Annotated in this window: 10 protein-coding genes; 5 read left to right on the forward strand and 5 right to left on the reverse strand. The window is 39.0% G+C overall.

Annotation, left to right across the window (positions count from 1 at the left end; genetic code table 11):
• Positions 1-39: 39 nt before the first annotated feature.
• Positions 40-441: a hypothetical protein gene (locus ACTBZY_RS04780; RefSeq protein WP_463045198.1), complete on the forward strand. Its 402-nt coding sequence runs from the start codon at positions 40-42 to the stop codon at positions 439-441.
• Here the strand turns inward: ACTBZY_RS04780 and ACTBZY_RS04785 are convergent.
• From ACTBZY_RS04785 to ACTBZY_RS04805, 5 genes are all read right to left on the reverse strand, one after another.
• Positions 438-3,620, reverse strand: coding sequence for an HsdR family type I site-specific deoxyribonuclease (locus ACTBZY_RS04785; RefSeq protein ID WP_463045199.1), 3,183 nt, complete (start codon positions 3,618-3,620; stop codon positions 438-440). The two genes, ACTBZY_RS04780 and ACTBZY_RS04785, sit on opposite strands and share 4 nt — an antisense overlap.
• Position 3,621: 1 nt before the next feature.
• Complete coding sequence (locus ACTBZY_RS04790; RefSeq protein ID WP_463045200.1) at positions 3,622-4,659, reverse strand: ATP-binding protein; 1,038 nt, start codon at positions 4,657-4,659, stop codon at positions 3,622-3,624.
• 323 nt (positions 4,660-4,982) lie between these two features.
• Positions 4,983-6,977 carry a hypothetical protein gene (locus ACTBZY_RS04795; RefSeq protein ID WP_463045201.1) on the reverse strand — a complete coding sequence of 665 codons (1,995 nt, stop codon included), beginning with the start codon at positions 6,975-6,977 and terminating at the stop codon, positions 4,983-4,985.
• A gap of 56 nt (positions 6,978-7,033) precedes the next feature.
• Positions 7,034-8,248 carry a restriction endonuclease subunit S gene (locus ACTBZY_RS04800; protein WP_463045202.1) on the reverse strand — a complete coding sequence of 405 codons (1,215 nt, stop codon included), beginning with the start codon at positions 8,246-8,248 and terminating at the stop codon, positions 7,034-7,036.
• Positions 8,245-9,777 (reverse strand): class I SAM-dependent DNA methyltransferase, encoded by a 1,533-nt coding sequence (locus ACTBZY_RS04805; RefSeq protein WP_463045203.1) that lies wholly within the window; start codon positions 9,775-9,777, stop codon positions 8,245-8,247. Before ACTBZY_RS04805 ends, ACTBZY_RS04800 begins: the two co-directional genes overlap by 4 nt.
• Before the next feature lie 555 nt (positions 9,778-10,332).
• Here ACTBZY_RS04805 and ACTBZY_RS04810 point away from each other — a divergent pair.
• From ACTBZY_RS04810 to ACTBZY_RS04825, 4 genes are all read left to right on the forward strand, one after another.
• The gene (locus ACTBZY_RS04810; RefSeq protein WP_463045204.1) at positions 10,333-10,539 is read left to right on the forward strand and encodes a hypothetical protein; all 207 of its coding nucleotides are present in this window, start codon (positions 10,333-10,335) and stop codon (positions 10,537-10,539) included.
• A 62-nt stretch (positions 10,540-10,601) separates the two neighbouring features.
• Positions 10,602-10,913: a hypothetical protein gene (locus ACTBZY_RS04815; protein ID WP_463045205.1), complete on the forward strand. Its 312-nt coding sequence runs from the start codon at positions 10,602-10,604 to the stop codon at positions 10,911-10,913.
• A gap of 13 nt (positions 10,914-10,926) precedes the next feature.
• Positions 10,927-11,850, forward strand: a complete 924-nt coding sequence (locus tag ACTBZY_RS04820) for an ArdC family protein (RefSeq protein WP_463045206.1) — start codon at positions 10,927-10,929, stop codon at positions 11,848-11,850.
• A 397-nt stretch (positions 11,851-12,247) separates the two neighbouring features.
• Positions 12,248-12,586 carry a plasmid mobilization protein gene (locus ACTBZY_RS04825; RefSeq protein WP_463045207.1) on the forward strand — a complete coding sequence of 113 codons (339 nt, stop codon included), beginning with the start codon at positions 12,248-12,250 and terminating at the stop codon, positions 12,584-12,586.
• Positions 12,587-12,592: the final 6 nt, after the last annotated feature.

The raw sequence follows: 12,592 nt of genomic DNA on the forward strand, positions 1-12,592 counted from the left end.
CTAACTACATTAGCATTAATCTGATCTGAGGAGGATCGAATGACCAGAAACAAAGTAGAAGAGTTAATAAATCATATCGAAAGAACCGGGGTAGGGGCTAATGCCATACTCAAAAACAGGCGTCATGAAATGCCAAGTGGTCTGAATTCCCAGCTTATTAGGGAATGGGTCAGGGGTAATATTAAAACCTTTAAACAGGATTATATGGACTACCTCCTGAATCTATACAATCAACTCCCTGATAATCCATGGGTCGAGCTGGATAATGATCTTAGAGAAAAGCTCGAGAGAAAAAGGCAAATCCTGACTGGCCAGCTCAGTATAATTTATAAGAAACATCCACCAGTTCATGATGTAAGTTATCCGGTACTTCTAAATATCTTGAAAGGGTGTGTCGATAAAGCCCGCAAACTCAACATTGAGTACTTGCTAGGTCTTTAAGACGTCCAGAAATCTGCTAATGACTCTGCCTGAGATAAAACTGTATCGGTAGCCAGTTTTTGTAAATCAGGCGGATAGCCGTATTGCCGAAGCGTTCTTTTTACAATGACTTTTAGTTTCTTTTTTACGGATTCCTTAAGTGTCCAGTCTATCGAAGCATTTTGCTTTACCCTTTCCACCAAAACACGGGCAAGTTTTAATAATACCTCATCACCCAACAAATCCTTTGCACTTTGGTTATTGGCTACTGCGTCATAAAACGCCAGCTCGTCACGGCTTAAATCCAGATCTTCACCACGCCTATCCGCTTTTTTTATCTCTTTGGCCAAATCAATCATTTCCTGAATAATCTCTGCGGCAGTAATCAGATTATTCTGGTAACGCTTGATCGAGGATTCAAGCATTTCCATGAGCGATTTACTCTGAACCAGATTATGTTTGGAGCGGATTTTGATTTCATCATTTAAGAGCTTTTTGAGCACTTCCAAAGCAAGGTTCTTATGTTTCATTTCTCTCATTTCTTCGAGAAACTCGTCATCCAGAACCGATAATTCCGGTTTTTTAATACCTGCGGCATCAAAAATATCTATGATTTGTTCAGATACGATTGCCTGATCTATGACCTGCTTTATAGCGGTTTCGATCTCGTAATCACTCTTGCCACCGTTTCTGGGCTCAAACTTGACCAGACGGGCTTTAACGGCCTGAAAAAACGCTATCTCGTCTTTGGCATCCATGGCCTCATCATGGGGCAGGGCAATCGCAAATGCTTTTGAAAGAGCCATTACCTCTCTTAAATAACGCGATTTACCATCTTCAAGACTTAGAATATGCTCCGTACCTTCTAAAATAAGCGTTAGCTTACCCCGAACATCAGTATCAAAATATTGCTCATAGGCTACGCCTGCACCTGAATTGCGTTCTTTTTTTTCAGGAAGCTCCCCGAACATCTGTGAAACAACTTCCAGTTTTTCCTGCATAAGCCGCACTGCCATTTCCTGAGCCTCGGCAGGATCACCCTTACCGCCGCTTTCCGAATAAAATGACAATGCTTTTTTAAGATCAGAAGCAATCCCGAAATAATCGACAACCAGGCCCCCCGGCTTATCCTTGTAAACCCTGTTTACCCGTGCAATTGCCTGCATCAGGTTATGACCCTTCATCGGCTTATCAATATACAGCGTATGCATACTCGGCGCATCAAACCCTGTAAGCCACATATCACGGACGATCACCAGTTTTAGCGGGTCGGTATCATCACGCATACGTTCTGCCAAAGACCGTCGTTGATCCTTGGTGGTATGATGTTTGTTCATCTCTGCGCCGTCTGATGAGGCCGCAGTCATTACAACCTTGATAACCCCCTTGCTTAGGTCATCATCATGCCATTCAGGGCGAAGCTTTATAATCTCGTTATATAAATCAACCGCAATCCGCCTGCTCATAGATACAATCATGGCCTTACCCTCCAAGCCACTATTGCTGCGTTCCTCATAATGAAAAACAATATCTTCTGCCACTTTCTTAAGTCTGGCCTTACTACCAATAATCGCCTCGACTTTTGTCCACTTGGCTTTGGCCTTTTGCGTATTACTTAAATCCTCTTCCTCAAGATCGTGCTCGAGCTCCTTGATAAGCTCCCGCCCTTCCTCACTTAAATTGATCTTTACCAGTCTGCTTTCGTAGTAAATTGGTACAGTAGCCCCGTCTTCTACAGCCTGAGCAATGTCATAGATATCAACATAATTACCAAAAACAGCCGGTGTGTTTATATCGGTAGATTCAACCGGCGTACCCGTGAAGCCGAGATATGTGGCATTCGGCAAGGCATCACGCATGTATTTGGCAAAGCCGTAAACCAGTTTTTGACCAATAACATGGCCTTGATCGTCTTTTACCTCAATTGATTTAGGCTTAAAGCCATATTGCGTTCTATGTGCCTCATCGGCCACAACAACAATATTGGTTCTATCCGAAAGCTCTTCATAGATATTTGTGCCATCTTCCGGTTGGAATTTCTGGATCGTGGCAAAAACAATACCCCCAGAGCCAACTTTGAGTAATTCTTTAAGATGTTCACGATTCTCGGCCTGAACCGGAGTTTGCCTTAAGAGCTGTTTGGAAGAGGCGAACGTGTCGAATAACTGATCATCCAGATCATTTCTATCTGTTATAACCAGAATGGTGGGGTTATTAAGCTGAAGCACCAACTTGCCGCTAAAAAACACCATTGAAAGTGATTTGCCAGACCCTTGCGTATGCCAAACCACACCGCCTTTTCTATCACCGTGAGAGCTAGTTGCTTCCTTCACGGATTCTATGGCTTTATTTACCGCATAATATTGATGGTACGCCGCAACTTTTTTAACTGTTTGTATAGTGGCAATACCGTTTTCATCAATATGTTTACTTTCCTCGAAAACGATAAAATGACGAATGAAATCCAGAAGTGTAACCGGATTCATTAAGCCATGTATCAATACTTCCAATTGGTTGGTAACCACCGAGGCCTCCTTTTGGCCATCCTTGGTTTTCCATGCCAAATAGCGGGTTAATCCGGCTGATAGAGAACCGGCCTTGGCTTCGGCGCCATCCGAAATCACACATACCGCATTAAAAGTAAAAAGGCTTGGAATTACTGATTTATAAGTTTGAATTTGCTGATAAGCAGACCGCAGTGTTGCATTCTCATCAACGGCGTTTTTAAGCTCAAACAATACCAAGGGAAGCCCATTAACAAATAAAATCAGATCAGGCCGTTTGTTGGTATTGTTCTCGACAATGGTGAACTGGTTTACAGCCAAAAAATCATTGGAGGAGAGGTCTTCATAATTTAGAAGCATAACCCGATCACCCCTTTGAATACCGTCTTTACGATACTCCACTGGCACGCCTTCGGTCAAATACTCGTGAAACTCACGGTTATTGACCATAAGCTCGGGTGAGGCAATCCTCCCAATGATTTTTAAAGCTTCGATTTGAGCTTCAACCGGAATATGAGGGTTATTTCTGGCAATAGCCTCCTGAAGGCGGCCTTTTAAAATGACATCTCTGAAACTAGAGCGTTCAGGCTCATCTCCGTCAGGGGCAATCACCGTGCCATTAATATAAGTCCAGCCGAGAGATTCCAGCTCCTCGATTGCCCATTGTTCAATGTCGTTTTCGGTGATTTTGGTCATATTACCTTTGGTTTTCAAAGAGTTTAATCAAAAGATCAACAGTTGTTGGTTTATAAATTGAAGGTGTACCATTTGGCACAAAATTTTCCTTTTTATATTTTTCTTCTTGCTCAATATTCCTAAAAACATAACAACTGTACTCTAAGTTGTCCTTAATTTTATTCTCATTCATTAATTCGTAGACCTTGGGCTGTTTAATTTCTGGACTACGTTTTTTAATCTCGTTAAGAAGTTGTGTTGCTGAAAATGGATATTCTTTCAACTTATTTTCTTTTACTTTTCTAATAACCTCTATTTGATCAATGGGTTGAACCTGACCAATTAATTTAAGAGTTTTTGCTCCAGACTTTTCTTTAAATTCACCTTCTCTAATCCATTGAATATTTTTTACTAATTCTTCATCGATAACTAAGATTTGGTGATCATTTTTTTCGATTATACCTTTTTCAGTATCAAGTATAGCTGCATTTTGAGGACCAGATTTCCCAATTTTCTGAACAAGATCAATCCAGTGCCTATTGTTGTTTTCTACTCTTAGATTTATTATATTCTCGAGTTCACCGAACTGTATTCTTTGGGTGCGACCTCCATATCTATAATAAATATCTCCATTCCTTAATATTTGATCTTTTCCTTCGTCTGTTTTAGTAATTATGGGTTTAATACTTGCCTCTGACACATAAAAAACGCCAAAAATCATGTTTTCGATTTCAAATATTTCGTGTGCCCATTCAATATTTGGAGAGAAGCATCTCAATAAAGATCCAGAGATCGTTTCCGGATCTAGTTTGTCGAATTGATCTTTGGATTTTGGCGAAATACCCACTAATTCCCGTTTTGGCCTATCTTTAACACCAAAAATTAAATATCCTCCTTTATTGTTGGCAAAAGCTGCAAAATCTCTAAAATATTCTGCTAAACCCGCAAAATTGAAGGATTCTTTAAATTCAAGGGTGGTACTTTCTCTATGATAGAGGTTCCCATCCTCCTTTAGACGAAGTAGATTTTGAATAATTTTTATATTTAAAAATTGATCCATTTTATGCTTCACTTAATTTATCCTCTGTATTCATTAATCTCGATATTAAAGTATCCGTTATTTGTATTAGAGATTATATTGCTTTTTAATTTTCAAATATTTTCAATTATGTATATTGAAAATATTCACTATATTTTTCCGGTAATTTATATTTCTGTAACAATTACTGCTAACTCAATAAAGTCTTTTTTCGAAATGGAACCAAACCTTGATCCCTCGTTTTAGAATGCAGAAAATGTTTTTGTAAACTTTTTTTATCAATACCATACGACTTTAGTTGAGACCTAACAGCACGAAGCCCACGGTCAATGCAATAAAGAATTCTAAGCTGATGGCAGCCCAAGTTTATCAAAGAAGGCTCTATTTCTTTCTTTGGCCATATTTACCAAGCGATCAAATGAAATAACTTCAATATAGGCATTATAGGTTTTGTGATATCCAAAGTAACCAAGTTTATCCGCCGTAATCCGTAAGTCGAGTAACTGACAACGGTCTATTATTGAGCTTGTTATATCAGCTACTATATAACAGAATCCAGGTATGTCCTGTGAATTAGGTATTTGCCGACCAGAGGCTGTTTTGACATTCCCAGCCCTAACTCTTTTTAAATAGCCAAGTGCCTGTTCAATAGGATCTTTTTCCTCTCCCGCTTTAGCATCATTTCTCATTGGTCTCTTAATCTCGACTACGGTTATTGAAGCCAGAGGCAAACTTTGTCCGTCATTTACTAACAAAGCGTTGTCATAGACATTCAAACCAATAATATCAGGTTCTTTGGTAGAATCAGAATCGGTAATAGGAATTGACTTTAGCGTTTTGTCTGAAGCCAAATAATTATGAAATGCAAGCCTTTCATCAATTAGCCATAAATTACTGTCTTCAAAATGAATGTCGTTACTTTCAACCCTCATGGGCATGATTAATTTATGAATAACATCTTCTTTGGAATAGGTTCCGTTGTCGATTTCTAGTGCTTTGCTCAAAAGATCAAGTATTACCTTTCTATGGGTAACATAGCTTGCCAAATCGGACTTTTTAATATCACTAGCCTTTGCCAAATAGGACTCTACTTTTCGAGTATACTCTTCCAAGTTCTCCACTCCGGAGGGTTTCATTAATTCATGTCCCTCCCTTAGGAGTTCTGATTCCAGATTCATAAGGTGATTATGAAGCTTAAGTTCCAGTTCCTTATCACTTATAGCCGGGTCTACAATCCGTTCTTCCTCTGGAATTCTATTTATAATTGGGCGATATCTCGGAGCTTTTTGAGCAACAAAATTATCTACTTTTTGCAAGCCAAGCTTTCTATTTTCTTGAAGAAAATCAGTAAGATATGTAGCAATTTTCTTGGTTACATTTTCCCGTATTACCTTAAAAGTAATATCAGAATCTGAAAAGATACCCATTTGGGAATCGTTTACTTCGGCAATATTAAAACCAATCCTTTCGGGAGTAACTTTATCGGTAAGAAACTTCGAAGTGACAAAGCATAGGTATGAAAACTTATTTTCACCATCGTATAACACACCAAATAATCCTGGTATTTTCCCAGTTAAACTTTCCTCCTTCACAACCCTATCGGCAGCACTATAAATAACGCTGTGCTTGTTTTGTGAAGTTGATTTTAATTTGACATGAGTAATTTCAAATACTTCTCCATCAATCTCGAAAGAATCTGGTTCAGAAGCATTCAACATATATTCCTCGTACTCCTGATTTAAAGAAATCCGATCCTCGGTATCTTCTAAAATGATATTAGGGGCACCGCCTTCTCGGATGAAATACCAAAGACAATGCTCTAATAATGAATGAGCAATTGTTCCTGCTGTTTTAGGGATGTAATCATTATAGTTTTTACTGATATCTTGTAGTGAAATTGTGGTCTCCACAGCACCTGAATCAATTTCTGACAGCTCTTCGTTATGAATATCCTTGGGAATGTTGAAGTCAAATTTTCTACGCATAAGAGCGTTACCTAATTGGAAAACACTTTGAACCTTGACTTGTTTATATGCCTTGAGCCAAAGAAGACGCCCAACGCCTCTACAACCAATGTCCATTTTATATTCTGAATCAAGTGTCTTGAATGATTCATAATTGTCTTCTGTGAAACCAATTCCGTTATCTGAAATACTAAATCCTATTATTTCTGGTTTTGTATTTTCAAACAATGGTTGGATTTCTGATCTATTTATAGAAATATGTATACGTCCATTGATCCTATCAAATGTGTTATCTTTTTTTTCGCGTTCTTCTATTGAGTGAATGGAATTCACTACCCCTTCGAATAAAGGGTAGAGAGCATTAGATTTAGGCAAATTTGTATTTCTTAGTCGGCCTCTTAAACTGGTACTTAGGCTCATAATGCTGTCCTTTAATTGTTGATTTTTATTTCACCACTCATTAATTTAGGCAAAAGGGTATCCCTTAATTGAGTAAGAGATTGTATTGTTTTTTCGTTTTCAAATATTTTCATATCGGAATCTAGATAAAGTTCATTATATTTTTGAGCAATTTGTTTTTCTGGGACAATTACTTCCAACTCAATAAAATCTTTTTTTGAAATTGACCCAAAGACAGTTCCTTCACTTTCGAATACAGCAAATGCTTTATTTAAACTCTTAATTTTATTGAAACAATATGACTTTAATTGAGACCTAACGGCTCCAAGCCCACGACCTATACAACAATCTTCACTAGCCATATTTACATCCCCTACGGGTGCTCTAACACTCACAAGCACATCATACTTATTAGCAATTCTATTTGGTTCTGTGGTGTATAATCGGTTTGTTGGAAACCTAAAGCCAAAATCAGTTTTACCTTGATAGAATACTTTTCCAAGTTTATTTTCATTGAATGATGATCCAGATGGCGATTGTCCCATTATGATGTCGAACTCATCACCAAGCATTCCAACTCTCCACCCCTCCGGTATCTCCCCAAGCTCACTATCAACCATTTTGCCGCCAGAGCTTTTATAAGGATTCCCGTTCTCATCTGGAAATTCAAAATCAACAAACCATCGTTTGAAAAGTGTTTGGGCAACCTCTTCAAGAGTGGAATTATTCTTTCGAAGTAAAATTATCTTTCTATCAAGGTTTTCTAGAATTGAAGCAATACCCTTCTGGACTTTCAAATCGGGAATTGGTAGCTCAAATTCCGGTATATCTGCACATTTTAAACTTTCAAATACTGCACCTACATTGAGAAATTTAGATACTTGTTCCCACCAGCTGCTACTTTGAACCAGCCACTTGAGAAAGGGAGGATGTAAATTAATTCCGTCTGAACGCAAGAGTACTAAATTCTGTCCAAGTGCGAATTCAAATTCGTTAGTTACTATGGCCGTAACTCCTGGATTACATCTCCTGCTTAAAACAATATCCCATTCTTTGGGTTGGGCTTTCTTTGTCCATTGAATAAAGTCTTTTCGTGAAATGAGTCTAGCCCCTTCGGTTTCAATCCTTCCTCCCTTCATCTGAGGAATTCCTACATAGTAGTAACCTGAAGTTTGAGCTTTAGGCGTTTTATGATCGCAGTCAATTAATTCAACTCCAATTTCTCGGAGTTTTTTTATTTTCATCATAATTCAATCCCTATTTTAGCAAGTTGAATTTTGATTTCCTGATCCAGTCTTTGGCTTTCGGCCATTTGCTCTTTGAGTTTGGAGGTGATGGCCTCGATCTTGTGCTCAAAAGGAATGCCGTCATCTTCCTCATCAGGTATGCCAACATACCGACCAGGGGTTAAAACAAATTTGTGTTTCTGAATATCTGCTAATGTGGCAGATTTACAAAAGCCCTTAACATCCTGATATACTTCATTTTTTTTCAGCCAGTTATGATAGGTATCGGCAACTTCGGCCACATCCTCTTCAGCAAAAGCCCTGTTTTTCCGGTCAATCATATAGCCGAGTTCTGATGCATCTATAAACAGGACTTCGCCCTGTCTTTTCGTTTTGCCTCTTCTTAAAAACCATAAACATGCCGGTATGCCTGTATTGAAAAACAAAGCTTTGGGTAGCATGACAATGCATTCTACCAAGTCTTCTTCAATTAGTTTTTGCCTGATTTCACCTTCTCCGGAAGTGTTGGTGCTTAAAGAGCCGTTGGAGAGTACAAACCCTGCTAAACCGCCATTCGGATTGAGGTGATATAAGAAATGCTGCACCCATGCAAAGTTGGCATTACCACTAGGCGGCGTTCCATATTGCCAACGGGCATCATCTCTAAGAAGCTCACCGCTCCAATCACTCACATTAAACGGCGGATTGGCAATGATATAATCTGCCTTTAGGTCTTTATGGGCATTGTTCAGGAAAGAGCCTTCCGTATTCCATTTTATGTTCGAGCCATCAATGCCGCGAATAGCAAGGTTCATACGGCATAGCCTATATGTAGTTTGGTTGCTTTCTTGTCCATATACTGAAATATCATCGAGCCGCCCTTGGTGGCTCTGTATAAATTTCTCGGATTGAACAAACATACCGCCACTTCCACAGCAGGGATCATAGACACGGCCTTCATAGGGCTCTAGCATTTCAACCAAAAGCTTTACAATACTCTCCGGCGTATAAAACTGGCCGCCTTTTTGTCCTTCGGCCAAGGCAAATTGCCCTAGAAAATATTCATAGACACGGCCTAATACATCCTGAGATTTGGCCTTTTCATCTCCAAGGGCAATCGTGCCAATTGTATCAATCAAGCCGCCAAGTGTTTGAGCATCAAGATTCTGACGGCCATATACTTTAGGTAGTATCCCTTTGAGCGTGGCGTTATCTGCCTCAATGGCATCCATCGCATCATCAATGAGTTTACCTATGTTAGGCTGTTTTGCCTGTGCCTGAATGTAATTCCATCGTGCGGTTTCTGGAACAAAAAAAACATTTTCTGCGCCGTATTCATCTTTATCTTCCGGATCGGCACCTGCATATTCACCTTCACCGGAATTTAGCTTTTCGTAAAGCTCCTCAAATGCATCGGAGATATATTTTAAGAAGATAAGGCCAAGGGCAACATGTTTGTATTCAGCGGCATCTATATTCTTGCGGAGTTTATCTGCGGTCTTCCAGAGTTTCTTTTCTAGTGGTTCTGATTGTGCTTCTTTTTTGGCCATTATTACAAACCTTCAAATTGTTTTTTCTCAATGATTTAAATGCATTTATTCATCTCTTCAATATCATAGCCATTCCATAGACGCTGTGCAAACAAGGAATACTGCATACTATTATATGATTATAAATATAGTAGATTTAATTTGATTGAAATCACTTACGTTATTCTGACTTATTATATGGCTTTAATAAAAGTTAATAAGCCTTTGTTTATCATTGATTTTTTGGCCTATTTTTTATCACTGGTTTTGAAACATACTCCCGTTTGACAAACACATAAAACCACCTTTTGTGCATATCTCGCAATTGGTCTCTTTAACTTTTAAGTTCAATTTGAAAAACTAATATAAGACTGGTTTTAGGATATGCGGGCAGAGTTTGCTATCCCTGGCTTACGCCTTCCGTTCCGGACTTCAAACTATTAATTTCTCTCCGGCTTATGGCCGTTCACTCGCTCATACAAATTAATAGTTTTCGGGGAAGCAAACACAGCCCCTGCATATCCCTATGAGGTTCACCAGCTTAGTTATTCTAATAAAACTGAAAAGGAGACCAAAATGAGTGATACAGCAAAAACAAAAAAGCCTGATTTTAACGTGTATGTCAAAGTACCAGTCGGTGTTGAATCAAGAGTAGGATCTCAAATCGGCGTCGCATTCAAACATGGTGATGGCAAAGGTATGAATCTGATTTTAGATGCTCAGCCCATCCCGTATGACGGCAGAATAGAGTTAATCGCTTTCGAAGTCCAAAACAAATCTTAAGTACACAACGGTACGCCTCGGGCTTTATGTCCGAGGTTACCTGCCAAAGGAAGGGCTCTGAAATGGCAAAAACGTATGAAATTTATAAATCACAATGGGAAAATATCCCCTTCGAAGTGCATTTTTGTGAAATCTGGTCAAGGGCAGTATCTGAGAATTACGGTGAAAACTTTTCCCATCTGGAAGTACATCAGGCAGATAAGCTCAAATTGCCAATCACTGTTAGTGGATACATCTCGCATTTTGTCTTTGCCTCCAGAGTATATCAAGAAGGCTCTCCAGTGGAATATGTCCATAAGTGGCTCGAACACGAGGCAAAGTCCAGAGAATGGAAGGAATATGTTGCCCAATCCAAACAACTTAACCTGTTTTAGAAAGGAAATAACCATGTCTAACAATGATGTCTACCAACACGTCACTGATAAAATCATAGAGCTACTGGAAAAACACCAAACCGAAGAATTCGCCATACCGTGGATCAGGCTGGATGCCGATAATAAACCGGCCAGAAACGCCATTTCAGGGCAAAATTATCGCGGTGTCAATCAATTACTCCTGTCGATTGTATCAATGCTTCAAGGCATTCCGGCCAATCAGTGGCTAACATTTAATCAGGCTAAAACTGCTGGTGGCCATATACGAAAAGGCGAGAAATCATTGCCTATCATTTATTATAAAACCGCCTATATCGATAAAAATAAAAAATACTATAAGCCTGAAACGGTAAAACAAATGAATGGAGCTCAAATTGAAGCGAAGGGCATACAAAGCGTTCCAATCATGAAGCTCTATCATGTTTTTAATCTGGCACAAACCGAAGGTCTTGATCACCTGAAAGAAAAAGTTGAAGAAAAGATAATCCTAAATACTGAATTTGAACGCCATGCCAAGGCAGAGGATATCATGAATGCTACTGGAGCCGATGTTCGAATTCGGGAAAGTAATAGAGCCTATTATTCCCCGCACGGTGATTATGTAGTATTGCCCCTAAGAGAGCAATTTCACACTGTTTCAGATTTCTATGCGACAGCTTTTCATGAATTATCTCACTGGTCCGGCAATGAAAAACGCCTCAATAGAACATTCGGCAAGGCCTTTGGAGATAAAGAATATGCTATGGAAGAGCTGGTAGCGGATATTTCAAGTGCCTTTGTTATGGCTTCACTTGGCGAAACTAAGCGTATTTCTCAAAACGCCTCCTATATACAATCATGGCTTGGAGTGATGAAGCAAAACAATAAAGCAGTCATGCAAGCCGCCCAACAAGCCCAGAAAGCCGCAGATTATATTCTATCTTTTGATCGGGAATAATTCCTTTTTCTTCAGAAAGTAGGTGCATTATGACTCACATACTTAAAATTTTAGTATTTTGAAACTTTGTTGATTTACGATAACTCTGCATACACTTGAATGTTGGTTGTGATGGGTAATATTCTGCTGTGTCGTACTCATAGTGCTGCTTTTCATTTTCTTTCAGCCAGCAAAGCGGCTTTCAACAATGCACCTGTTTGGATCATTGTGGATGGTTCATAGTCAGTCAATTGCGTTGCAAATGATTACTTCGTAAATTTGTAAAAGGACGGAGTAGCAAGATATGTTTTTGTATCACAAAAACTTTACTTGCAAAGGAGGGTGACCTCCGTTTGATCCTCCATCTTTCAGGTGCATTCGCACGTCTTTCAGATTCAGAAATCTAAAACATTTACTGATGGCTAGACCTAAGAAAAAAGAAACAGAAATTCTCAGCAAGCACCTCCCTGCGGTGAGATGTTCCGAGAGCGAATATGAGCTTATCAAGCGGAAATCCAATGAACTTGATATGACGATTTCCGAATTTGTCCGATCTCTTGCGATCAATGGCGAAATTAAAATTACCAATCGAAAATCTGTATTTGATCCGCAAATTGTAATTCAGCTTCGAAAGATCGGTACAAATCTCAATCAGCAAACAAAAAAGCTCAATATATTCGGTCATTTAGATCGAGATCATAAAAGGGTCTGGTTGAAACTAGAAACCCTTCTCGATCAAATTATTGAGGCCTATTAGATAATC

The organism is Arcticibacterium sp., from assembly GCF_055134445.1.

What these genes read in the sequence shown, in the direction of transcription:
- ACTBZY_RS04780 (WP_463045198.1), top strand. Translation starts at nt 40, where the DNA reads ATGACCAGAAACAAAGTAGAAGAGTTAATAAATCATATCGAAAGAACC.
- ACTBZY_RS04785 (WP_463045199.1), bottom strand. Translation starts at nt 3,620, where the DNA reads ATGACCAAAATCACCGAAAACGACATTGAACAATGGGCAATCGAGGAG.
- ACTBZY_RS04790 (WP_463045200.1), bottom strand. Translation starts at nt 4,659, where the DNA reads ATGGATCAATTTTTAAATATAAAAATTATTCAAAATCTACTTCGTCTA.
- ACTBZY_RS04800 (WP_463045202.1), bottom strand. Translation starts at nt 8,248, where the DNA reads ATGATGAAAATAAAAAAACTCCGAGAAATTGGAGTTGAATTAATTGAC.
- ACTBZY_RS04805 (WP_463045203.1), bottom strand. Translation starts at nt 9,777, where the DNA reads ATGGCCAAAAAAGAAGCACAATCAGAACCACTAGAAAAGAAACTCTGG.
- ACTBZY_RS04810 (WP_463045204.1), top strand. Translation starts at nt 10,333, where the DNA reads ATGAGTGATACAGCAAAAACAAAAAAGCCTGATTTTAACGTGTATGTC.
- ACTBZY_RS04815 (WP_463045205.1), top strand. Translation starts at nt 10,602, where the DNA reads ATGGCAAAAACGTATGAAATTTATAAATCACAATGGGAAAATATCCCC.
- ACTBZY_RS04820 (WP_463045206.1), top strand. Translation starts at nt 10,927, where the DNA reads ATGTCTAACAATGATGTCTACCAACACGTCACTGATAAAATCATAGAG.
- ACTBZY_RS04825 (WP_463045207.1), top strand. Translation starts at nt 12,248, where the DNA reads ATGGCTAGACCTAAGAAAAAAGAAACAGAAATTCTCAGCAAGCACCTC.